This window comes from Bacillota bacterium (assembly GCA_012842395.1).
Taxonomy (GTDB): Bacteria; Bacillota; SHA-98; order UBA4971; family UBA4971; genus UBA6256.
In genome coordinates this window covers 17,206-42,123 of record DUSX01000030.1, presented here as the reverse complement: position 1 = coordinate 42,123, position 24,918 = coordinate 17,206, and the positions used below count along the sequence as shown (strand labels likewise).

14 protein-coding genes are annotated in these 24,918 nt (G+C 61.0%); 4 read left to right on the top strand and 10 right to left on the bottom strand.

Annotated features, from left to right (window positions below; genetic code table 11):
- Positions 1-586 precede the first annotated feature (586 nt).
- Complete coding sequence (locus tag GX515_08970) at positions 587-1,312, top strand: response regulator transcription factor (protein ID HHY33127.1); 726 nt, start codon at positions 587-589, stop codon at positions 1,310-1,312.
- A 73-nt stretch (positions 1,313-1,385) separates the two neighbouring features.
- Here GX515_08970 and GX515_08965 read toward each other — a convergent pair whose 3' ends face one another.
- Both GX515_08965 and GX515_08960 read right to left on the bottom strand, forming a co-directional pair.
- Complete coding sequence (locus tag GX515_08965; protein ID HHY33126.1) at positions 1,386-7,937, bottom strand: AAA family ATPase; 6,552 nt, start codon at positions 7,935-7,937, stop codon at positions 1,386-1,388.
- 763 nt (positions 7,938-8,700) lie between these two features.
- Positions 8,701-11,217 carry a sigma 54-interacting transcriptional regulator gene (locus GX515_08960; protein HHY33125.1) on the bottom strand — a complete coding sequence of 839 codons (2,517 nt, stop codon included), beginning with the start codon at positions 11,215-11,217 and terminating at the stop codon, positions 8,701-8,703.
- A 758-nt stretch (positions 11,218-11,975) separates the two neighbouring features.
- On the opposite strand from GX515_08960, the gene GX515_08955 reads away from it, so the two are divergent.
- Both GX515_08955 and GX515_08950 read left to right on the top strand, forming a co-directional pair.
- A complete protein-coding gene (locus GX515_08955; protein HHY33124.1) occupies positions 11,976-12,209 on the top strand; it encodes a hypothetical protein in 234 nt (77 codons plus the stop codon).
- Positions 12,161-12,703 carry a hypothetical protein gene (locus GX515_08950; protein HHY33123.1) on the top strand — a complete coding sequence of 181 codons (543 nt, stop codon included), beginning with the start codon at positions 12,161-12,163 and terminating at the stop codon, positions 12,701-12,703. Before GX515_08955 ends, GX515_08950 begins: the two co-directional genes overlap by 49 nt.
- A gap of 1,277 nt (positions 12,704-13,980) precedes the next feature.
- Here GX515_08950 and GX515_08945 read toward each other — a convergent pair.
- The 6 genes from GX515_08945 to GX515_08920 all read right to left on the bottom strand — a co-directional run bounded on the left by GX515_08945 (position 13,981) and on the right by GX515_08920 (position 20,346).
- Positions 13,981-14,787, bottom strand: a complete 807-nt coding sequence (locus GX515_08945) for a class I SAM-dependent methyltransferase (protein HHY33122.1) — start codon at positions 14,785-14,787, stop codon at positions 13,981-13,983.
- 567 nt (positions 14,788-15,354) lie between these two features.
- A complete protein-coding gene (locus tag GX515_08940; GenBank protein HHY33121.1) occupies positions 15,355-16,401 on the bottom strand; it encodes an SAM-dependent chlorinase/fluorinase in 1,047 nt (348 codons plus the stop codon).
- Positions 16,402-17,144: 743 nt separating this feature from the next.
- Positions 17,145-18,293: a hypothetical protein gene (locus GX515_08935; protein HHY33120.1), complete on the bottom strand. Its 1,149-nt coding sequence runs from the start codon at positions 18,291-18,293 to the stop codon at positions 17,145-17,147.
- A 94-nt stretch (positions 18,294-18,387) separates the two neighbouring features.
- Positions 18,388-19,221, bottom strand: a complete 834-nt coding sequence (locus GX515_08930) for a hypothetical protein (protein ID HHY33119.1) — start codon at positions 19,219-19,221, stop codon at positions 18,388-18,390.
- Positions 19,218-19,943 (bottom strand): ABC transporter ATP-binding protein, encoded by a 726-nt coding sequence (locus GX515_08925; protein ID HHY33118.1) that lies wholly within the window; start codon positions 19,941-19,943, stop codon positions 19,218-19,220. Before GX515_08925 ends, GX515_08930 begins: the two co-directional genes overlap by 4 nt.
- Positions 19,885-20,346 (bottom strand): GntR family transcriptional regulator, encoded by a 462-nt coding sequence (locus GX515_08920; protein HHY33117.1) that lies wholly within the window; start codon positions 20,344-20,346, stop codon positions 19,885-19,887. The genes GX515_08925 and GX515_08920 overlap by 59 nt, the downstream gene beginning before the upstream one ends.
- A 1,116-nt stretch (positions 20,347-21,462) precedes the next feature.
- Between GX515_08920 and GX515_08915 the strand changes: the two genes are divergently transcribed.
- Complete coding sequence (locus GX515_08915; GenBank protein ID HHY33116.1) at positions 21,463-22,308, top strand: class I SAM-dependent methyltransferase; 846 nt, start codon at positions 21,463-21,465, stop codon at positions 22,306-22,308.
- Positions 22,309-22,867: 559 nt separating this feature from the next.
- Here GX515_08915 and GX515_08910 read toward each other — a convergent pair.
- Together GX515_08910 and GX515_08905 are read right to left on the bottom strand one after the other, a co-directional pair.
- Positions 22,868-23,101 (bottom strand): hypothetical protein, encoded by a 234-nt coding sequence (locus GX515_08910; protein HHY33115.1) that lies wholly within the window; start codon positions 23,099-23,101, stop codon positions 22,868-22,870.
- 364 nt (positions 23,102-23,465) lie between these two features.
- Entirely contained in the window at positions 23,466-24,344 is an 879-nt protein-coding gene (locus GX515_08905; GenBank protein HHY33114.1) for a hypothetical protein, read from the bottom strand.
- Positions 24,345-24,918 lie beyond the last annotated feature (574 nt).

Below are 24,918 nucleotides of genomic sequence, written 5' to 3'. Positions count from 1 at the left end.
TGACACCGGCAAGATGCGTGATTTCCCTGTGAAAGATGAGGAATGACATAGAATCCTGAACGGACGGGCCGACTACGTCCCGTCGAAGGTCCTCTGCAGCACCGTCATCGCTACGCGGGACAACATGAACGACCAACGCATAAGCAAGTTCTTCTACCCGACCAAATAGGAACATCAGGCACTCTGAAGAGCGGGTCTTCTCGGGGAACGGAGCCGCGGCGTCAGCTCCGTTCCCCCTTTTCAACAACGAGCAGTGCGGGCGCCTCTCACTCCTCTCTCCGACTGGGGCGGCCTCGGGTGTCTCGGTCTCGGGTGCCGAGCACCCGTCCGCGGTGCCGTCTCGCGACGTCGCCTCTCACCGAGCAGAGCTCGCGCTCGTCCTGCGTGTTCGATGCCGGGAGTAAGAAAGGCGGCGTGCTCTTCATGCAGATGTCGGGACCGGAACGGATGTCCGGTCGCGCGAGCTCAATCACTCGGTCGCCAGGTAGGTCCGTCTTCACGGGCACTGGCATCTTGTTCACCAAAGAGGAAATGGCTCGAACGAAGAGAATAACTGCTTGACGTGACGACCTGGCAGGAGGAGCTCATGGCCGGCGAGACTATCTTAGTGGTTGACGACGAAGCAGTAGTGAGGAAGGTGATCGAGCACCACCTGATGCGAGAGGGTTTTCGCGTCGTCGTGGGGAAAGACGGTGGCAGCGTCTTCGAGCTCATTCGTTTTCATGACCCAGCGCTCATCATCCTTGATATACTCCTGCCTGACATCGACGGCATAGAAATATGCCGAGAGATACGCAAGAAGAGCGACGTCCCGATAATATTCCTGACTTCGAAGGGAGACTCTTCCGACGTTGTGCTTGGCCTGGGTGTTGGTGGGGACGACTACGTGGTTAAGCCCTTCAACCCGAAGGAACTCATAGCACGCGTGAAAGCGCACCTGCGCAGGAGCCGCCAGTCAAGCAGCGCGCTCGGGGTCTCCGGATGGAGCGACAGGAAAGAGCAAGAGAAGGAAAGGATCTCTTACCCCGGTCTGGAGATAGATCTCTTAGGCCGTACGGTCCTGGTAGGCGGCTCGCCGGTTGCTCTCACCAACAAGGAATTCGAGCTTCTCGCCCTGCTCGCACAGAATCCGAACCGGGTGTTCTCATACCACCAGTTATTGGAGTCGGTTTGGCAGTTCAAGTACGACGCCGACTACAGGACGGTCATGGTCCATGTGAGCAGGCTTCGCAAGAAGATCGAGCCGGGCCCGTCCAACCCTCGTTACATCGTCACGGTCAGGGGGATAGGATACAAGTTCCACTACCGGTGAACGCGACCACCCCCGTCGTGCGAGCGCCGGCAACCCTGGCACCTTCACGAAAAGAAGACTCGCGGCACCATACCTAGGCTGGATTGCGTCGCGCGTCTTCGAGGAATGCCGATATGCTCCCGCAAAGCTGCCTGCAATCGCTTTCAACGGCCGCCATCAGCTTTTCCAGAGCGTTCGTGTCCGCAGTGGTAGACGCAGCGTCCGCGCACTCGCCGATCGCCGCCACCCGCATCCCGATCCCAATGTCGGGCCTGTCGATCCCGGTCTCTGTGCCGGGGCTGTCTCCCCCGGCGCCTCCGGCAACCTCGGCAACCTCGCGGCCAGCAGGCGCGGCTGCAGCGACGGCAGCGGCGCGTTCCAACTGCTCGCACAGGGAGGCGAGCCTGCTGAGCCCCAACAGGTATGCGCTGGATTTCATGCCGTGGGCATGTCGTCGCACAGTCGCGGCGTCTTCCCGGGCGAGCGCCTCTCGAAGCGCAGCGAGCTTGGCGGGCACGTCCCGCAAGAAGGTCTCCAGGAGCTCGATGAGGAAATCCCCATCGCCGCCTATCAGTTCCTTGAATTGGCTGCGCCTGGCAGGATCAACAAACGCCGACACAAACGACTCGACCAGGCGCGCCCCCTTCGCGTCGGCATCCGTGCTTGGAGCGGCGACATCGGCATCGGCCTCGATACCCGCGCCCGCGCCGGGTAGCCAGCGCTCCAGCACTGCCTGAAGATCCCGTATCCTGATGGGCTTCCTCAGAAGATCGTCCATCCCAGCCTCGAGGCACTTCTCCTCTTCTCCCGGCATTGTACCAGCAGTTGTGGCGATTATGGGGGTTCGCCCCCGCGGGCCACTCCCAGCTGTCTCCATCTTCCGTATGGCCATGGCCGCTTCGTAGCCATCCATCACAGGCATTTGACAGTCCATCAGGACGAGCGCGTAACGCGCCCTTGAGTAGGCCTCCACCGCCTCCTTGCCGTTACACGCGACCTCGGTCGCAAAGCCCAGCTTCCCCAGCTGCGATACGATGAGTCGCCGGTTGACGACATCGTCCTCAGCCACAAGCACGGTGCCCACTCCCTCGCTTCTTTCCGCCCGAGCTCCTGCCTGCGTTGACGCTAGGCCGCTGACGAAGGCATCCCCATGCGCCGCCTGCCATCTCCCCGGGAGATGACTCCAACCCTGACCATGCCCTTGTCGCTCAACAGACCCAGGTTCCGCGTGACCCCGCTCGAATGGGATAGAGAACCAGAAGGTGGACCCTCGCCCCACCGTGCTTTCGAAGCCAATCCTACCGCGCATGAGTTCCACGAGGCGCTTGCAAATGGCGAGGCCGAGGCCGGTGCCGCCACGGACGTGTTTGCTGGCAGCCGGCGAATCGACCTGATAGAACGCCGTGAACAGCGAGTCTTGAGCTTCCCGGGGTATGCCTATCCCAGTATCGTGCACCTCGAAGCGGACTGTCAGTCTGTCCGCATCCTCGCTTTCCACGAAAACCCTAAGCGTCACCCCGCCTTTGTCGGTGAACTTGACAGCGTTGTTCAAGAGGTTCAAAAGCACCTGGCTCAGGCGAGTAGGGTCCCCACGGAGCGAACTAGGGATATCGGGTGCGAGATGGTGCCGAAGGGATATCCCCTTGCTGCGCGCCCTAGGCGCCAACGCAGCTAGAACGTTCTTGCTCAGAGACGGAAGGTGGAAGTCTGTCGGCTGCAGCCGGAACTTGCCCTCTTCAATCTTGCTGAAGTCAAGGATGTCGTTGATGACCGTGAGCAGCACCTCTGAGGCGTCCATGATGGCAGAGACGTATTCCCGCTGCTCGCGGTCGAGCGATGTTTGCAGCAGGAGCTCGGCCGTGCCAATGACACCATACATGGGCGTGCGTATCTCGTGGCTCATGACCGCCAAGAAGTCGCTCTTGGCCCGGTTGGCGGCATCAGCGGCGTCCTTCGCCTTCGTGAGTTCCTCGTTGGTTTGCTGCAGCTGCCTGGTCCTCTCAGCCACCGTTTGCTCGAGCATCCGATTCCACTCCGAAAGCTGATCGCGCGATCGTTCCAGGTCCGCGTACAAGCGCGCGTTTTCAATGGAGATGGCCATCTGCGAAGAGAGCAGCTTCAAGACTTCCACCCGGTCCGGAGTGAACACGCCTGCGGACGCGCTGTTCTCGAGGTAAAGGATGGCCACGGTTTTCCCCTTGCCGACGATGGGCAGACAGAGGACAGACGAAGGGAGCCTGGCGGCCATATAGGGATCCCCTGCAAACGCCCCCGATTTGGCCGTGTCATCCAGTACCACCGTCTCGCCGCTCCTGGCCACGTAATCGATCACAGACCGGGGCAAGAAGTCGCACTGTTCGAGAGGTAACGACTGGAGGACCTGGGCCTGCCCCCAGCTCAACCCGCTTTCCTCATGAAGAGCGCCTTCCGCACGAGAGCCGTCCCCCGCACAAGAGACGGGGTCAACGCGAGTATCGATCCCGGCACGGCGCCCGCTTTCCACACGGAGGCCTGTTTCCATGTGAGCTTCTACGTACCAGCACCCGTCCTTCGGCAGGAGCAAGGCGCCCCGACCCGCCCCGGCGTCTTGCACCACCGTCTCCATCATCTTCTTCAACAGATCTTCCAGGATGATCTCGCCAGAGAGGAGCTGGGCTGCTTGGAAAATCGCCTCCATGTCGACCATCTGAGACAAGCTGCGGCTCGTCAAAGACGACAGCGGTCCCTGCTGTGGGGTACCCGCGGCACTGTGCTCCCCTTCCGCCAGCCACGGATACTGGGACTGGAGCTGCTCGACCTTGGCCCGTGCGCCCCACGCTCTATACCCTTCGTACGCCTCCCTCACGCATTTCTCGGCGATCCCCGCGATGCCTCTCGAGTAGTAAAACCTTGCCGCACACTCGCTGGCGATGGCCGCGTTCTGGACAAAGCCGTAGGCTTTTGCCGACCTGACGGCCTGGTCATATAGCAAGGCCGCCCTGTCGTTCCTTCGGCGTATCCGGGCCATCTCCGCCTCGATGAGAAGCCGCTTGTGCTCGAAGTTCGCGGGACAATGACGTGCCCACTGCGCCATCTGGCGATGCTTCCTGAGGAGGAGCAGCCAGTATGCGACTCTCTTACCGACCGGCAAGGCATGGTACAGGGCAGCGACCGTCAGGCAATAATAGAAGGCGTGGTCAGCGAGATATACTTCACCAAAATACAGCCTGGTCAGACGCTCGGCTTCCCTGAGAAGAGGCAACGCCCGCTCGTAGTCGCCATTGAGGTAGTACAGCTGGTTCTTGCACAGGTAGTAGTCGAAGAGTTCCTTGTCCCTGATGTGGTACGCCGCATCTCCCCCGATGAACCCCTCTTCGTCGAAGGAATCGTCGTTGAGGCTGTTCGGTGCCTGCGTGAGACCCTGCAGCGCGAGCGCCATCTGCCGGTATATCGACAGGAAGCTCGGGAAGTACGGATCCTTCACCCTGGATGCGAATGCGAAGCTTTCCTGTATTTGCTCCACGAGTTCCGGGAGGGGCAGGCCCCTGAAATGCTTCGAGACCAGGGAGAAGGTCATTGCATAGCCGGCGTATGTGAAGTCGCGGCAGGTTAGGCTGCCCGACTTGGCTCGTTCCAGGTACTGCTCGCCTTCTTGGGTGTGTTCCAACCAGGGCGTGAAGAAGGTGCCGTAGAGAAAGTCGACCACGTACTTCTCCGCCGGAGTCCCGTATCGTTCAGCAAGCGCCAAGGCGATTCTCCCCAAGGGGACCCCGATGCGGAAGTCTTTCAGACGTACAACGCTGACCATCGCGAGCGCCATGTAGCCCGAGCCGGAGTTGGGAAAGTGTCCGAAGCGCAGGGAGAGCTCGCAGATCTTCAGCGCGATGGCGAAGAGCAGATCTCCGCTGTTGTTGTAGGCGCACGGCGAGATCGCAAATAGCAGGCTCGAAGCAGCCTGGACTTCCGCATCCCGCGCCGGCGGCAGGTCTGGTATGCGATCGATCCCCGTCCTCTTTATCAGCCTCTTGACCTTGAGCAGCTCCCGGACGATGTAGAGTGCGGAAGGGTTAGCCGGGATGTGGTACCCCAACTCTGCTAGCCCTTCAAGGCCGATTTGGATGGCCCGGTTATCGAAGTCGTTCTTCGTTGCAAACAGGATAGCGATCAAACGTAATTGCGTCCTATCCAGCTTGTCTCGAGCCCGGCCAAGGAGCTCTTGGAAGAGCCTCTCCGATTCGTCGTAGCGGCCACAAAGATACTGGCACTCCAGGTACTCGCTGTGAAGCTGGAAAGCCAAGCGGTAGTCGGTCTTCCAACACTCTTCGTCCAGCAGCCGCAGCCCTATCGTAAGGTATTTGAGCGCCGCGACAAAGGCCGACGCCTGCTTGGCCTTCCTCCCCGCGAGTAGGTTCAGTCTGGCGCCTCGGATCCTCGCAGTCTCACCGACTAGTAGCTCTATTCCCAAGTTCAAGTGGCCGACCGCCGCGAAGAAGGCCGGCAAGGCCGCGCCTGGCACATCTCCCCCCTCCGGTGGCTCCCCTATCTCCTCGAGGATCAGACAGCCCAGGCGGTGGTGGATCGCCCTCCGTTCTCCCTCGGGTGTCACGAGATATGCAGCTTGGTGCACACGGTCGTGGACGAAGCCGTATATCCCTCCGTCGAGTCGTTGGACGAGCCCCTCCGCGACACAGTCCCCGATATACCTTTCCACGACTGCCTCAGGCTGGCGGGAAACCTTGGCGAGCAACGGCACATCAAAAGTGTTCCCGATGCAGGCCGCGAGTCGCAACGCATCTCTGCATCCCGCGGGTAGGTGTGTGATCCTCTGCACGAGGAAGCTCGTGACGTCGTCGCTCGCGATCTCCGCGCGCTCTGTCTGGCCGAGGTCCCAGCGCCACCTACGGTCGCCGCCGCTGCTGCGCGAGACGCCCGCGCCTGTGCGTGCCATGCTTCCCGCGCGCCCCATGCCGGCGCGCGCCATGCCCGTGCTTGCAGCAACCCCAGCAACCTCACCCGTGCCTGCGTCCGCCGTCCCGGCAGTGACCTCCCCGCCTGCGCTTGCGTGCACCGTAGCCGGGGCGGTCGCGCCTTTGCCCGCGCTCGTGTCTGCTTCGGTGCCCGCAGCAGAGGGAACGTCAACAACGCAGCCTGTGGAAGCCCTGCCTGCAGTGCCCGCAAAGCCCTCCGTGGTAGTGCCGACTGTGCCCCGCACGTGCGCGGCATCCTCGGAACCGGTTGCCGCCGCAGCCTCGTCGGGCTCGGGCACTATCAGCCCCTTCTTGTACATAGCCTGCAGGAGCTCCTGGATAAAGAACGGGTTACCCCCTGCCTTCTGGTACAGGAATCTGGCCAACGGCCGTGCATCTTCCACGCTGCAGCAAAGGCTGGCTGCAATCGCCTGCTCGACGTCCGAGCAGCTGAGGGAGGACAGGCGGATCGTGCTGAATCTGGCGGCTGCCCGTTCCATGGACTTGACCGTCGCGTCCAGGAACCGGGCGGAGGGCAGTTCTTCCTCCCGATAGGTGCCTATCAATAGGACATGACCGATCTCGTGCTCCAGGAAGAGCGATTCCAACAGCTTCAGAGACCCGGGGTCCGCCCAGTGCAAGTCGTCGAGGAAGAGCACCAAAGGCGCGCTCTCGGTGGCGAAAACCTGAAGCAACTGCGACAAGGCATAGAAGAGCCGTTCCCCAGCTTCCACGCTCGAGCCCACCCTTGGCCCCGGGTGCCTGCCCACGAGCCGCTCCATGCCGGGTATCAACGCCGTGACCAAGGGAATGTTCGCTCCAAGCTTGGAAAGGACGACCTCGCGCCAAGCGGATAGCTCTTCGCTCCCTCGACCCTCAATCCACTGAAACAACTGCTCGAAGGCAGCTATTACCGGCCCGTAGGGCACGTCCTTCTCAAGAGACTCAGACTTCCCGCCTACGAAAAGGCTCCGCGTCGTCCGAACGCTCATGGCGAACTGCTGAACCAGCCTGGTCTTCCCAATCCCCGCCTGTCCCGTGACGAAGACTGCCTCAGCGGGACCGCGAGCCACCCTATCGAACGCCTGGTGCAACAGCTCAAGCTCTCGTTCTCTCCCATAGAAGCCGACCAAACCCTGGAATCGAGGGACAGCCTCGCGCTGGGCGTCGCCCCGGTCGTGCTGGCCTATCTTGAAAGGGGCGATGCTGCTACGCTGCTCCCACTCCTCGAGACACCGGCGCAGGTCGTGCCCTATGCCCTCGATGCTCTGGTACCTCTTGTCAGGATCCCTGGCAAGGCATTTCATGACGATGTCAGAGAGCACCACGGGAATCCGTACATCCACCTCGTTCGGGGGCGTGATGCGCCCTGCCATCAGGTTGTGGAACCATTCTAGCCTGTTCCTACCCTCCACTGGCAGCCGGCCCGTGAGCGCTTCGTAAAGGATCACGCCCAGCGAGAACAGGTCGGCCCGCAGGTCAACGGGCCTGCTCAAGCGACCGGTTTGTTCAGGCGCAAGGTAGAATACGGCATCGCGGTCGGTTTCCGTTTGCCCGGTGCGAATGGGGTCTGCCAAGTACACCTTCTCATCTTCCAGACTCACCAGGACGCCATCGGGGTTCAAGTTGCCGAGGACGATAGCTTCGCTGTGCGCCCGGAAGATCGCATCGCACAGACGTACCGCGAGGCGCAGGAGCATCCCGAGCGACATCTCCTGACCTTGGATATACCGACGAAAAGGCAGAGCACCCGTCAGGTTCGGTGTACCCGGCCCTGGAGTGCGAGTCCCGTCAGGCCGGCGTGTATCTCCCAAGCGCGCGTTATCGTCCAAGGCGTCATACCCCTCATTTCCAGCAGGAGCGCTTGGCGGCGCCCTGTCGCTCTGCTCTCTATCCGACTGATCGACCGCTCGATCACGGACCGCCCGACCGCGCCACAGGTGCACCGGCCCATCGGCCCTTCGGTCCATGGCCGGTGGTCCGGTACTTCGTCAGGAGAGACCGTTTCCCTTGCGGTACCATCTCAGGCCTCCGCTCTGCCGCTCGGCGGCATCGGTCCGGTCGGGTCCTCGTATCCTCCCTCGACAGACCAAGTGTATCGCCGGGAGATTGCTGAACCTCCCCATTGTCCACCAGATCCGCCTGGCACCCGGCACAACGGCGGTCCTGAGCGATTGAGCTGAAGAGCCGCGCTGCCGCAATAAGGAGGGGGACGAGAACTCGATGAGCCGTAGCTAGGTACATCGCCACAAGTTCGCGCTACTTTTCAGCGCGCGAATCCTGCCCAGGCCCAGGGTTGCCGGTGTTGCCCTCCGGGGACGGCACGCTTGCGGCGAGCCTCGTTCGAATTTGGCGCGCAGGCCTGCCTAATTCTCGACGCCTCGTCGTGCAAGCACCGGCAACCCTAGCGCCCTCAAGAAAAGAAACGAGAACGTATGGCACCATACCTAGATACTGCAATCCTTACACGATCCCGTATTTTCGCAGCTTCTCGTAAAGCGCGGATCGTGAGATCCCTAGCTGTCTCGCGGCGCGGCTCCTGTTGTTACCGGTGGCCTTCAGGACCTCGATGAGCGTCTCTCGCTCCGCCCTCGCGACCACGTCGTTCAAGGCCTCGCCTGCCCCGTGCCCGTAGACGGCTACCGCGCGGCCCGGCCCTTTGGCGGAATCCACGACATGGCTTGGCAGGTGCTCCACCCCGATGACCTCGCCGTCCGCCAGGTTGAGCGCTCTCTCCAGCACGTTCTCGAGCTCCCTCACATTCCCCGGCCAGCTGTAGTCGAGCAGGATCCGCAGCGCCTCCGGCGACACCGATGTCACCTTCGTCGGGCAACGGGCTGAGAGCTTGGCAAGGGACATGCTGATTATCAGCGGGATGTCCTCGATGCGCTCGCGCAACGGGGGTATGCGGATGGTCACCACGTTGAGGCGGTAATAAAGGCCCAACCTGAACGCACCGTCCCTCACCATCGCCTCGAGGTCCTTGTTAGTGGCGGCCATCACGCGCACGTCCACCTCGATCTCCCGCGTCCCGCCCACGCGCTCGATCTTGTGGGTCTGCAACACCCGAAGCAGCTTCGCCTGGAGCTGCACGGACATGTCGCCGATCTCGTCCAGGAAGATGGTGCCCCCGGCTGCCAGCTCAAACTTGCCCGGCTTGCCCCCCTTCACCGCCCCAGTGAACGCTCCCTCCACATAGCCGAACAGCTCAGCCTCCATGAGGTTATCCGGAATGGCGGCGCAGTTCACGCTCACGAACGGCCCTCCCCGCCGCGAGCTCGCCGAGTGGATGGCCCGCGCGAAAACCTCCTTCCCCACCCCGCTCTCCCCCAGCAGGAGCACGGTGGACCCGCTCCGCGCAGCCCTCTCGGCGAGGTCCTTCGCCACCCGGATCTGGTGGCTTGCACCGTAGATATCGTCGAAAGACGATGTCCTCACCGATACGAGCTCGGCCTTCATATTCTCCACCTTGTCCCTGAGCCTATCCACCACATGCTGCACGCACATGTCGGACCGGGCCATGTTCTGGTACACGGCGACGGCGTATGCCCTGCACGTGGGGTAACCGCACATTCCGCAGTCCAGGTGGTCCTGGGGCGAGATCTTCCCTGAGAACGCCAGGATCTCGGCTATCTCTGACTCGCTGGGAATGGGCAGCTTAACCCCGCACGCCTTGAACGTGCGCCCGAGCACATCGGCCTTGACCTCGCCTCCGCCACACGCGCCACCTCCGACCGGCGCGTCGCCAGGCTCTCCGGGGGACGCCGCCTCTTCCAGAGCGAACGCTTGGCATGCATGCTTGCGCACGGAGACCGAGGAGCGCCTGCGAAGCGCGGGCGCGTCCAGGCAACCACGGCACATGGACGCATCGACGAAGAGCGGGCTGAGGACGCCCCGCGCGAGGTCGCCCATCACCTCGACGCACCTCGACCCGCCCGCCGCTATCACGAGCTCTTCGTCGGAAAGCCCCTTCGACATCCCCATGAGCCACGACAGCCCGCCCGCGAAAGCCACGTGGCGCTCATACGGCGCAATGGGACCGTCGAGCGCTCGCGGGCCAAGATCCCGGAGCACGATGTCCCTCGCCTCGAACGCCGCGGCAAGCTCGTCAAACGTGAGGACTGCATCTATGCCCGATGCGGCCCCGAGCTCGGAGACCTCGGCCTTTCGCGCGACACACGGTCCAACATACACGATCCTGACGCCTGCGTCCGAGCGCGCCGCGGCCCCGGGCTTGCCGGAAGGCTTGCCCGCCCGCCTGGCTGCTGCGGGCCCGCCGGGCGCAGGCAGTGCCGCGGGCGGCTCCGACGCCCTGCGGCCCTTGCCACGGCCGGAGATTCGCGAGCCCAGCAGCGCATCATCGTCAACCGCCTGAAGAGCCTCGCGGATCACGCGCGCTGCAACTATGGGAGGCGAGGCGACAGGGACGAGATTGTCCACGAGGTCCGGGTAATGCCTCTCCACAAGGCGCACCACCGCCGGACACGCTGAGCTTATCGCAGGACGCTTGACAGCGACCGGACGCGCCGGGGCGAGTTCGTTCCGGCCCGGGCCGTAGTAGGATGGCCCCGGACCTGAAGACGGGCATGCGGACAGGGTCTGGAGCGCAGCCCGGTACGCCTCGACGACACGCCTTATGGCGGGTGACGTGTCGCGCACCTCCGAGAACCCTAGAGCCGCAACGCCCGCCACCACCTGGCCCGCAGATACGCCTGGGAACGCCGCCGGGAACGACGGGTCAAGGAGAGCGATGGCGCGCCCTTCAGCCAGAAGCGCGTCGAGCAGCCCCGCAGTACCACCGTCCGGCTGCGAGCGTCGCGCCCTCTGCGCGCACGCCTCGATGCACTCCCCGCACGCCACGCACAGCCCGTCCACAGCTCTCGTGACGCCATCCTCAACCTTGATCGCCTTGACAGGGCACGACCTTATGCAGGCGTAACACTTTCTACACCTGCTCTCCTCAACGAGGATGACACTCACGGACGCGTCCCCCTTCCTCGCGAGTTGAACATCCTTCATTGGCACATTGGCATCTTGGCGGCAGATGCCAAGGCACGGCAGACCCTGACTCCAACGGAGATTCCACCAATGGAGATTCCAATGGAATGATAGCAATTGGAAGGCAAGGCTCTCTGAAGCAGACCTAAACTGTTGCCAACGTTTCTCTCAACTTTCAGCTTCGTGGTGCAGGCACCGCAACGCGCAAGCGCGCAGGTACGCTGGCATACGGGCGCACTGGCACGATGACACGATGGCATCGCAACGCGCAGGCTCAGGCACGCACACGTAAGCATGCCAGCGGCCAGCGCGTGGGGACGCTGGCACGCGGGTGCATGGGCGAACAGCATCGTGAAATCACGCGAACACGGCAGCTCGGCCCAATCAGGCAAGATCGTCGCTGCGGCAGGCCAGACTCGCACTCACCAGGGAGTCTCAACGACCCCTCGTCCATGTGACTGCGACCGCCCGGAGTGACTTCCCAAGTAGCGAGGCTCGAAGGTCTGGAGGAGACTGGTTGTGGTTCACGAAAGATGTCCGCGTGAGTTGGAAGGATGGGCAAGGGGACCGCGGGCCAGGGGAGGAATGTCCCGGGACAGGTGAACTCGTGTCCACGCACAAGATGGAGCGTGGGGCCATCGCTCGCGTCCCCTGACGGAATGGTGAAAGCATGGGAGTTCAACTGGGCTTCAGGAAAGGTCGAAGGTCGAAGGAGGGCTTCAGGAAGGAGGGTCTTAGGCATGAAACGCATGGCACCAGCGCCGCACTCGAGGTCGCTCCTTGCTGTTGCACTGGTACTTGCCTTAACCTGCTATGCAGGCGTGGAGTTAGTTCAGCCGCACAAGAAGGGCAATGCCTCATCAGTCGCGGAGGCAGCGACCAAGGCGGAACGCAGCGACATTGACATCATCGACTCAAAGCCGGCATCAATGCTCCCAGTGCGCGCAACAGCCAGCGGTGGCACTTTTCCGTAGTGCGCGATGCGGAGATACTCGAGGAGATAGAAAGCAGCATGGGCGGCGGGGGCGGCATGATGGTTCCTCCTCCAGGCGGGCAAGCTCCCTCGCAGGGTGGGCAAACACCTCCGCCGGGCGGGCCGGCCCCTGCGCCTGCGCAGGGCCGAGTGGGAGGTGCGCCTCGGAGACTGTCGCTCGCGTCGGCCAAGGTCGCCATCGTCGTGTCGAGCACAAGCAACCTGAGCACAGACCCGTTTGACTGCGGGCTTGCTTGTCAGAACATGTCCGTCGCTGCGATGGTGCTAGGGTACGCTACCAAGATAGTCTCTTCTCCCACCGACGCCATCAACGGTGCTAGAAGCGATTACTTCCACAAGCTATTGGGCATACCCAAGGCGATGAACGCCGTGGCCGTGCTGCTTATCGGCGTGTCAGATGAGAGCGTGGACGCGATAACGGGCGCGTCGACACGGAAGGCGTTCGATGACGTGGTGACGTATGTGACCCGCTGAATTGCGGAATAGACTGGTCATGCGGCTTGGGTAGGCAGGGCCGTCAGCTCGGCTCAGCTGGGCGCAGCTCGGCTTAGGCCCTCGCGCTCACACTCACGCTCAGGCGCCGGGAGTCCCCCACAGGTGGTGTCGCCGCGAAACAGGCCGCGACCTGGGGTTTGGAACGGGATTGCGTTGGCAGCCCGAGCCCGATGACGAATGACGATCGCGCCTGCCGGATGATGGTCGCGCCCAAGATCCCGACATGGATTCCATCGGAACCGTTGTGTTGCCCGGCTCTGGCGTCATGGACTCTCGTCTTTCTTCCTGAAGAACGCTGGGGGCTGCCGGTGGGTTGGACGGCGGGAAGCTTCGAATCTGGCCGCCCGTGCAACCACCGGCTACCCTGGTGCCCTTGAGAAAGGAAGTGACGACTCCCGGGCCGGGTAGAGCCGATGCCTCTCCGTGGACCAGCTCCGGTCGCCCCTTCGCCTTGGACCGCGGCACTAGTCTCGAGCGCGCGGGATGACGTCCGCGTCTGTTCCGTGATGGGCATCACCGCTCGCACTCGACGTGTACCGTGCGCCACCCGTTCTCGGCAGACCTCCTCGCGCATCACCCGTCGGACCAGGATGGGTGGCGCACATCACTTCTTTCCGGTGTATCGTTCTGCGCGTCATGCTTCCGATCCATCCCGTAACACATGTCACTCCTCATGGCATCACGCGTCCCTTGCGTCACTCGTCCCCACGCACACGTGCCATCTGTCACCCCTCCCGGCCTACACGTATCGACTGTCCCCCGTCCCGAGCGCACCCGTTCCTCATGTCACGTATATCCCTGGACGCGCGCTGGCCGTAACTCATGTCCGACTACGTGTGCTGGGCCTCAGGTATTCCCGACTATGCGTGCCGGCTTTCAGTTATCCGCAACTACGTGTGCCGGTCCCCACCCATTCCCAACTACGCGTGTCGGACGTCACTCATCCCCAACTGGGCGTGTCGGACGTCACCGCTGCCGCGATGAGCGGGACAACTTCCGTCCCGGCCGTTCTGTCCCGGACCAGTCATCACCAAGCTGATGTACCTATCACGCATCACGGTGCTGATCTCACACCATCTGGCTTGTGGCTTACGCCAGTGGCGACGCCAATGGCGGTTTCAAATGGTGGTTTCAGATGAGCCAACCGGAGGCAGGAGCGCGAAGGAGGCAGCAAACACATGAAAAACCAGGCCGAGGGCGTGGCAGGGCGCCCGGCGTAGGATCCCGCGATGGTCCGGAGGGCCCCCGGAGAGCCCCTACTTCTGAGACACAATCAAGAACCTGTGGCATGTGAATTCTATAAAGCCTACTCTCTTTATAACTTCGTCCATGTACTTTAGCCCCTCGTAATAATCGTCCTTGTCTAACGTGAAGTCAGGCACCTGCCAGGGAATCGTCTTGACATAATAAGCTATGGCGCCAATGTCGTAAAACCGGGTCTTTGTGTAGTCCTCCTTCTGTTTTAGAATCCGCATTCCTGCTTCTTCAAGCTCACGGACGGCTGTAGCCAGATTCCATTCATGATACACGGGCTCGCCAGCATGCAGAATCTGGTTGATTTCATAATCATTCATCCCGCCGACCTGCTGAGTGACAAAAACCCCGTGGGCCTTCAGGATCCGGTATACCTCCCTGAAGTGGTAGGATTCATGCCTGTTGATTATCAGGTCAAACACGCCATCATCGAAAGGCAGCTCGTCATCGCTCGACACCCGCCTAACTTCAACGCCTAGCGGCGCTAATCTTGCCCGTGCGACAGGTATGTTCGGCTCGTAACCTTCGGTTGCAAACGCAATCCCTGGTAAAGGATGGAGGGAGGCGAGGAGGGACAAATACTCGCCGCCACCCGTCCCCATATCCAATAATGACTTGGCTTGCTTCAAGTACGGGAGAACCTCAACTGTGTAGTTCCACGACAGAGGGTATTCGTGCATCCTTCTGGGGGCCTCAAGATATGTGAAATCCCACCCCCTAAAATCCTTGCTCAGTGCTTCCTCTAGGGTTGCCCTGAAAGCGTCGTTTTCACTTCTATTCAACCCTCTTCCACCCTCCTCAGCCAGCATGACGCAAGTCTGGCAATTCGACAAGAATAGCATAGACAAAGTAGTCCAGGTTCTTCAAGGCATTTCTCCGCGACCGCCAACCGCCCTCCTGCTCCCGGAGCAGACGGGTGCCCCGATGCGAAGTAGACGAGAGGGGTGGGAGTCACCGGGCCGCTGCACCGGGCCGCTGTATGAGGAGGGGACGAGAGGAAAGGCGAGGAGAGGAGAGGGGGAGGGGAGGGGAGGGGGACGACTCTGAGATAACACCCCACCACCGCCACGGCCGTCCCAGGACCGGGAGGAGGCGGGCCATCTGTTTTGTGTTGCGCGTGCGGCCGGCCAAGCCGTCTAGGCTGTCTGGGATGGCTGGGCTGGCCTGCGCTGGCCAGGTTGGCCAGGGCGGTGTCAGGCCCGTGGCCCGTCACCGCCCCATGTATGCGGACCATCGATTCCGGAACCTCACTACACACAATCAGCCCAACGTCGATGTCATACCCACGTACACACATCATCCCGATTCCGGAACCCGTCTCTCATCGCCGACTTCGCGACCTCGAGTTCGCGACTTCGAAAGGCGCCTCCTGCGCGCTATTCGGCCTTTTCGATGATCACTTGCGAACCGATGTCTCCTCCAAACCTATCTTTTGCGCTCCCCATGTTGACCGAGATCTCCACCCATTCGGTGCTCGCTACGAAAATCAGGTCGCTGCCCTCGGGCACATCGCCGTATGTATTCACAAACCTGCTTTCGATGGTCTTGTCGCCCACCGTCACACGGACTTTGTCGTTGAACTTGAGACCAAGCTTTGCAACAAGGTCCCTCGAGATGTTCGCCTGCATGTTTCCATACTGGTCGACCAGGACCACTTCGCCGATCAATTTGCCGTCTTCCAACCTCGCTGGCTTAACGTCCAGCACGACAAAGTCACTGATAGCTGGGCCCACGTCACTTGCCTTGCGGCCGGCAGCAATGCGGGCGGCGGTTGGCGTAAAGATGTCGCGCCCATGGAATGAGAATGATATTGGTCCGGGACGCATGAAGTCCTTGTTTGTTATCTGATAGACGGCTTTCACGCCGAACTCCTGAGCCACGAACGTGAACAGTCCGTTATCGGGACCAACGAAGAACTTGTCGTCTTCGGTCCGAAGGACGATCGGACGCCTCTCAGTGCCGACTCCTGGATCGACGATTGCAACAAACACGGTTCCCGCCGGGTACTCCCTGGCCGCGAGCAGGAGAGTCACGGCGCCTTCCATTATGTTGTAGGGTTCCACCTCATGCGTGATGTCAACGAGAGTAGCCTCCGGGAAGATTGACAGGGCGACGCCTTTGACAGCACCGACGTAGAAGTCTCGGGTTCCCCAGTCCGTCAGGAACGCGATAATGCCATTGGTCTCGCGTTCCGCGGAGCTTGCCGCGGAGGCGCCGGTGGAAACGGAGGCGCCGAACACTGCCAAGAGGGCCAGTACGACCAGCACAGACAGGATCCGCTGAAGCCGCTTCGATAGCATCGCTATCTCCCCCTTACCTATGGTGTCTGTTTGGTATGTTCCGCACCTATGGATATTCTGCGACGTTCCAGAAAACTCCTCCCTATTTACTCGTCGGACGCTCCCGTCCGGCACCATCCTCAACCACCATCCTTGCCGTCCTTGGTGCCACCGGCCGCGGCGGGAACTGCCATTTGGCTGCCCCCCCCCCGAAACCCCTTCTTGCGCTACGCGCTTCCCACGTCCCGGCGGTTCGCCTCAGCTATTCCTCACCGCAGCCTCCTCGACCAAGCCTTCTCGATCATTCCCCGAGACGCTCCGCGGACAGCCCGAACGACGCGCCCCGTCGCTCTGTCGCTCTTCGGACGCATCGGCACAACCCTGGATGGGGCTTGCACGCTCCAAATCACCCGTACGTGTGGATGCGTGCCTGGCGTCACAGTCTCTGGCCCATTCCTGCTGGACACCACTCACCACAGTCCCTCCAGTTCCATGTGTCACCAGTCCTTATGCAGGCGTGATTTCTGCCGTCCCTCCCAGCCCATGCGTGTCGGCCGTCACCCCTCCTCAACCTGCGCGTTCCCTGTGTCACGCCTGCACCCGGACGAGTGCCTGGCGTCATCCCTCCCAGCCGATGAGTGCCTGGCATCACCGCTCCCGCCGCACGCATGCCCTCCATCATCCTTCCCCTCCTACCACGCGGCCGCTCGGGGTCTGGGACAAGACTCGCCCCTCCGGAGGGGGACGGCGATGCTCGCGCTCCCGGCGCGCGTTCTGCCATGTACGCTCCGCCGCGCATGCTCCGCTGCGCCCGCTCCGCCGCGTACACTCCGCCGCGCGCTCCGTCGACACTTGACATTGCTGGCTCTTCGCCTCCGCTACCTCGTCTACCTCGTCCGCAGCGTTATCGTCCCAAACTCGGATTCCACATGCACAGGGATCCCTCCCCGCCCTACTACAGCGGTCGCCTGCTCCTCGTTCTGAACGCGTCCGCCGGTTGTGACAGGCACATCCGCATCGATGCTTCCGAACCGGGTGCGCATCTCTACCCTGTAACCCTCGGCCGCCTCCCCGAGTTCCACCCGGACCGGGGCGTATGTGGACCGCACACGCGTCTCGTCGTCGATCCCGCTGATCTCCACCAGGCCGTGATCGGAGGTGAGGAGCACACTCCCGCGAACGTTTCGTCCGCTCACCGGGCAGAAGCTGCCTTTGCCCGTAAGGCCGCCGCCCACGTCCGCCAGGTTGACCTGGCCATGCTCTGCGATGAGGTCAACCGCTCCCGCGATGGCCGACGCATCAACCCGCGAGAATCTCGCCCTCAGCGTGACGTTGCCCCCGACGCTGTTCAAAGTGAGACTACCCTGCTGAACCGTGATGTCGGCGTCCTTGGCGATCCCGGAGATTTGGGCGGCGGCAAACCCGGTTCTCGCAACGAGCGAGCCGCCGAGGTTGGACGTCCTGGTGGCGCCGTATTGGTTCTGGAGGTCCACGTCCCCCGACACCCCGTCAATGCTCACCTCGCCGAAGCTGTTTACCACATCGACCTTGAGGCGTGGAGGAAGCTTTACCCTGTAGTTTGTGACCACCCCCATTATCCTCTCGGAGCTCTCCCGTGGCTGACTCAGCGCCACCCTCGCCTCGCCGCCGCTCGCGCCGAGGTCGACCGAGCATCTGTTGGCAAACTCCTTTGCCCGCTCCTCAGACTCGGCATAGACCGTGATATCGTAGTCCACTTCTATGGAGTCTTCAGCCCCGGCTGCTCCCTCTGCGCCGGCCGTAATGGCCACGCTGCCGAAATCGTTGGCGATCCCAAACTTCGTGATACCCGCGGCGCTCATCGTGAGGCTGCCCGACTTCGTAACGTGAGGCGTTCTCGAATCCACGGATAGCCCCGAATTCATGTCGGCATTCCCGGACTCGATGAGCACCGGGCCAATCCTGTCTAGCTTGTTCAAACCGCCGGTGGCGGCATCCATGACCGCCACGACGGTCAATGCGGCCAGTATAAAGAGGAACGCAAGTCTTGCTCTCATCTCGTTCCCTCCTCGCGCTGTGCGTTTCCTGTGGCGCGCGTCTCTTGTGTTGTGTTCCGCTCCTGTCTCAAACCCCACCTCAACCCAGCGGATCTCACACCTCGACATGACGCTCGAGCAGCCAGGATCCAGCCGCAAAGAGGGCGAGCATCCACAGCGCCGCTACCATGAAGGGCGCGCTATCGAGGTGCACAGTTCTCAGGCTGATGAGGCCGTTCACGTTGCTCCAAACCTGGAACGGCAGGTCCGGAAGCCACCTGAGCGCAGGCGTCACGACGGACATGAGCCGGAATAGTCCCCAGAGGCTAAGGAGAAAGGTCCAGACCATCACGAGCCCTCCGGATCGCTGAAACATCCTGCCAGCGATGTAGGAGAACTGGACTGCGATGATGACGGCGACCACCGAGAACCACAGCAGCGCCGTGGCTAGGATCACCAGCTTGTAAGCGAGGCCGGCAGGGACTGCGTTCGGCGCCACTCCAGTGTTGCGCAGCAGCGTTGCCACAGGACCGAGCCCCAGGAGGGAAGCTCCCCCCATGGTCACCAGGGTGATGGCCACGGTCTCGCAGAATGTGGAGAGCGTCTTTGCGCTGAGTATCTGCCAACCACGAACCGGAAGCGAAAGCACAAGGTGCATGTGGTTCCCGCGCCACTCCTGGCTGAAGGACATCGTGCCCGAGAACAATGCGTAGAAGTGCAGGAGCGCCAGCGGCATCCACGCAAGACCCGCGACAAGCTCCTCCTGCCACTTTGCCGTCCTAGTTGCAAGGAAGACGTCCAACGCGATTATCGCCGAAACTGAAAGCAGCAAGACCAGCTTTGAGCTGCGGACCTCTTTGCTGAGAAGCTGCCAATACGCGCCCGTGCAATGCACACTTCCACCCTGCACGTTCCCGCTGTACTCGCTTCTCCAAAACGAACTACTCATGCGTACTCCTCCTCAAGCATGGCCTGGATTGAGGTGCCGCGGCTCTGGCGAAGCTCCTCCGCGTCTGCCATCATCTTCACCCGGCCCTTATGCAGGAAGATCACTTTGTCGAATATGCTCTCAGACTCCGCCACCTCATGGGTGGACAAGATGATGGTCTGCTCGCCCGCCTCGTACTCGGACACGATGGCCTTTAGTATCCTCGCTCGTGAGGGCGGGTCGATGCCAGAAAGCGGCTCGTCGAGCAGCACGAGCGGCGCGCTCCTTGCCATGGCGAGGAGCAGCTTGAGCCTGGCGCGCTGGCCCCTGGAGAGCCTGCCCACCTGAACCCTTGGGTCGACGTTGTTGATGAGTTCCAGCAGCCTCTGCACACGCTCAGGCTGCCAATCCCTGTAGAACGCCCCTACGAACTTTATGGTCTCAGCTACCGACATCCACGGATAGAGATGGTCCACTTCAGGGAGGTAAGCCACCTTCGCCTTGGTCACAACGTCGGGCTCCCTGCCTTCGATCAGCACCCGCCCTGCTGTGGGCCTCACAAGCCCCATGAGGCACTTGAGAAACGTCGACTTCCCGCTCCCGTTGGGACCCAGGAGACCAACGATTATCCCCTTCTCTATCTCGATGTTTACATTATCAAGGGCTTTGGCAAGAAAGTAGCTTTTAGAGAGGCTCTCCGTCTTGACGAGGGGTGGTCTCCCGCTCGTTGCCAGGATGCTCATTCGTGCTCACCTCGGTTTCTTGAATCTCGTGAAGGACGGACTCCCCTGTCCCTTTCAGCCCGTCCTCAACTAGTTCTCGGATCTCCTCGTCCCGGAACCCCAGGCTTCGCATCTCCTTGATGAACGCGGCAAGGGCTTGGTGGGCCATGCCGGTGCGTATCTCCCTCAAAAGCCTTGGGTTGTCTTTGATGAACGTCCCCTGTCCGCGAAGCGTCTCCACCAGCTCCGCCTGTTCCATCTCTCTGTATGCCCGCTGCACCGTGTTAGGGTTCACGCCGGCCTTCTGCGCGAGTTCGCGATGAGACGGCAGCTTGTCGCCGGGCTTGAGATCGCCACGAGCCACCGACCGTTTGACCTCGTCGATGATCTGCTGGTATATGGGCTTAGCGAGGTCTAGTTCGATTCTCACTACAGGTGCTCACCCTCCTTTCATGGCAAATCATGGACGCGGGTGGCAATCTGTTCAATGGTTGGATTCCGTGGTTGGACGCAGGCCCACATGAGCGCGTGCTGATATCATAGTGCACTAGTGACCTAGTGCACTATGAGTATATATCTCCTAGTTGGCCGCTGTCAATGCCGAGAGCGGATTTTCCTCAAGGGGGAATTTCCCAAGAAGGAAAATGAGAGGGACAGGCGCCAGGCCTGCCCCTCTCGTCCGATTACATTCTGTCTGACGTTCGCATGTTTCATGCCCAGCGTGTGTCGTGCCCGGAGCCGAATGGCGGGATCGTCCGCCCCCGGCCAGCTTCGCTCATGGAACCGCACGTCCCCCGACCCACCTCGCCCTTTCAGGGCTTTTTGAGTCGGCTTGCGCCCGCGCGCTGTTCGCCCGCCCACGGGTTTGAGCATTCTCGCGCGTGAGGTGACGGTGGGTAGCTACGTACCGATCCTATGCGCGTGGGATCCCGACATATGACAATTTCTCACCGCTAAACCATAGAGCATCATTTTCATGATAGTTTTGCCATCCTGCCTTCCCCTCCATCACCGCGGCCAACGCCGCCTCTACCGGCTTTACCGGGTTTCTCCTCCGTCATCGCGGCGAGCGGCGGCTTTGCCGACTTCTCCTACGTCATCGTGACGAACTGCGGCTACGCCAGCTTTTTGCTCCGTACCGAGGGGCGGGTCGGCTCCGACCCAGGCTCGCCATCATTTCCAGTTGGAAAGGAGGACATGGTGCCCGGATCTTGAATTGAACGTTCGAGCCATCCAGGTGGGGTAGAGCGTGCGGTGAAGCTTATGACCGTGGGGAGGACCCTCCGAGGAGGTGCACCGAACGATCGTTGAGGGATGGCGCATCCGGCCCATCCGGTCCATCCGGCGCATCCGAGCACTTGAGCGCCACCTTCGGTTCCTCAAGCATAGGACGCATCTGGTGCCAGGGAGCCGAGCGGCAGAGGCGGCGAGGTGGGCTGGAAGGACTTGCTCCGACTAAGCTTCACGCGTGTGGTTTGCGAAGGTGGACGCGTACTGGCTGCTCCCGTGTTCGGCCACGTCAACAATTGGAGGTGGTAAAATGTCAGACCGTAAAGAAAGGATACTCCTGGCGAAAGAACAGGAAACGCTGTTGGTTCCTCTGTACTCTAAGGCTGTCGAGAGCCAGCAACCTAGCCCCATCTTCGTCGATAGAAAAGCGCAAGAGATTTTGGACCGCATCGAATATGACTTTACCAAACTCAGAATTCCTAGAAAAACAGTCGTGTTGCTTTGCCTAAGAGCAAAGAAGTTCGATGCCTATACGCGAGAATTCTTAGCCCGCCATCCCAGGAGTGTTGTAATTCATCTAGGGTGTGGTCTTGACAGCCGCTATACCAGGGTGAATAACGGTGAAGCCGAGTGGTATGATTTGGATATGCCTGACGTCATTGACCTCAGGCGAAGATTTTACAGGGAAACCGATACTTATCATATGATTCCGTCTTCCGTCACGGAGTTTGGTTGGATGGCTGACGTTTCATCGCGAGGTCGCCCTGTGCTGGTAATTGCGGAGGGGCTGTTCATGTACCTGAAAGACGAAGAAGTAAGGGCGTTGATCCTCAAATTGAAAGAGGTTTTCCCTGGATGCGACCTCGTGTTTGATGCGTATAGCGTTCTGACGGCGAGAAATGCCCAAAGGCATCCATCGATCAACAAGACGGGGGCTGCCATTCACTGGGGAATCGATGATGCCAAGGCGATAGAGCGGTGGGCAACAGGTATTCAGCTGAAGGAAGAGTGGTACTTTACGCAAGCTGAGGATATTGAGAAGCTCGGGTTAGCGTATCGCCTGGCATTCAAGATGGCGGGCCTTTTCACAGCAGCCAAAAAGGCGCATCGAATTCTCTATTACAAGCTAGGCAGTCGTGAAGGGAAAGATGCGTAGTGGAGCAGTTCGGGCGCTACGTGGACCAGCCGTGCAGCGGTTCGAGCCACCACGTCATCAGCCACGAAGCCCGAAGCCGTCTCAAGGATGGCATTGCCGATGGAGGCATCTACCTTTTCAACCTCGAAGAGAAGCCACACCCCTGCCTCCTCCGTACCGGGCTGGACACGCTTCGGCAAACGCGCGTTACCCGATCGTCGTCGGCGGCGATCATCGCCCCGTTTACAACGGCCGAAGGTCGCGCGAGGGACATTGGCAGATGTCGTCAGACCTGAAGAGATTTAGGGATTCGTGCAGAAGAAGGAAGTGAGTCACGCAACCAGTGGGGGCTACGGACCTTGGCGGGCCTCACCTGGTTGTCCCTCATTTGACCGTCATCGAGCCATGGAATTGTCACGGAAGGCCGGGAATGAGAGTGGGAGACAGCTGAGAACCTCCGTCCGTTCCTGGAAGGCGTGCTTGTGGCTGCCATGTTGTTTGAAGAGGCCGGGGTCCGTACTCCGATGACCGGGGGCATCGGCCCTTCTCGACCCGAGGGATACCGGGTGTGAAGACCTGCCTACTGCGCGTTCTTCGGCGCCCGCTCGAGAACGCAGGCGACGTAGTCGGTCTCCCCGGCAGTGAGGTGGTTGAGGTGGTTGTGGAACGGGATGCCGATGCTCGTCCGCCCGGCAAGCCCCGTGACGGGGAAGGCGCCCTCCTTGGACCCGAACTCGGCTCGGTAGAAGGGCTGCAGGCGGATGGGAGTGAAGTACGGACGGCACCCGATCCCCGCGTCCTGGAGGCGCCGCATCACGTGGTCGCGCACGGGATCGCATGGACAACATCGGGCTTGGCCGGCTGGTGGTTGGGGGGGCGTTGGTCGGCGAGCTCCGCCCCTTGTTGATATCTGCTGACGCCAGCTAATGCCATTACAACGCTTACCAACTAGGTACCTCTCGTCGTAATACCCGAACCTATCGTGCTCCGGCGCGCTGAGACAAGCCCCATTACATATGTTAGCAACCTGCAACAGCTTCACCTGGCGCGCCGTTTGGCACAGAGCCCGGCTAAGACCAATCCCGCGTCTCCCCTTGACCTGGCACGACGGATCCTACTGGCCGCCGCCAGTTATAGCGCGTCCCAAGGTAGGCGCGACCCCCACGCGTTCCAATGAACTAACGCGACGTGCCCGTCATGTCGTACCGAATTGCGGCTGCAATGACTGTTTTTGCTATGCGGCCTGCCCGACTGCAGTCCTCAAGCAGCCTGGCCGAGTCAGGTCTGCCCAGACGATAGTGTGCAACACCTGACTGATTGCGCATGTCCTCGCGGAGCCATTCGATTTCACCCTTGAAGAACGCCTCGTCAATACCGTATTGACGATAACGCCTTTGATAGTCTCGATCCACTGAAGGATCGCCCACTATCGCAGAAACAGCCTTCCAGTAATTGCTGATAGCTTCCACCATCAGCTGCGCCTGAAACGAATCAAAGTGAGAGCTACCCGTTTCTGCCAAGAGCAAGCCCAGCCGATAGTAGCGCAGAGCAGCCATCAGGTGTTCTTGCAAGTTACAAGAACTCCACTCACGGACAGATCCCTCTATAGTTGGGACATGATACCATCGGTATTTCATGGCCGTACAAGTTGTCCTAAGTGGCAGAACCTGTTGGGTTTCGGGAATGACCGCCTGCAGGGGCTCGGCGAAGACAGGCGTGGACGCGAAGTGGGTAAGCCACAGACAGAGACTCTCAATCAGGCTTTCGCACTTTTCGAGATCCAGAGACCGGCCGTCAATATCTAGTGTCAGAGTCACATAGTTGTCTACAAGTTGCACTCCTACACCCTCGCGTTCAAGACGCAGGGACAGTCTCTCATCAAACCTTCGATACTGGCTTAATGTTCCGAGGCCTACAACCGAGCCCGTCAGTGTATCAATCGTCGGGCCTACGACGTCCTTAATGCCGGCTTCTCCCCCAGGTATCACTGTGTAATCGTCGCCGGGAAGCCCGAAGACTGAGGGAGGATGTAGCTTATAGAAGACCTCGACTCGCATTGTCCTTCCTCCCAGTTTTTGTGATGATGCACTTCAACGTTGCCGCCGCCCACGTTGCCCTTCTGCCCTTGGACCGCTGGTTGCAGCATGCATTTTCACGGTGCTCCGGTCGCAGGTACTCGAAGGGGCCAAGGTTGAGAAAGGGCAAGCACCTCACGTCACGCGCAAAGCAGGCGTCGGCACACCGCGGTGACTCGCACTTGTCCATCCTCTGAATGGAACGTGGCTCCAGCTCATCATGAGCGAGGAATATGGGACAAGAGATAACACCTCCGCTCCCCTTCTAGCCAGCTTTGCGCTGCACCCACGCGGTAGGCATTCACCTAAGCGTGGCTAGGCCCCTAGGCCTTAGCCTCACCCTTCACCACCTGCATGGGGAGAACCATTGCGGCGACACCGGCCTGGACCACGGGGTGACAAATCGTCTTCGGGCAAATGTCCGCTCGTATAGCCGAAGTTGGCGGACATGGCCAACTCCTCATTCCGTGAAACCCGAGAGAGACGCCCTTTGTTGTGTCGGCGTAAACATCGAGTGCCATCGAGAGCTGAAATGTAGCGCAACTGTGCCGGCAGA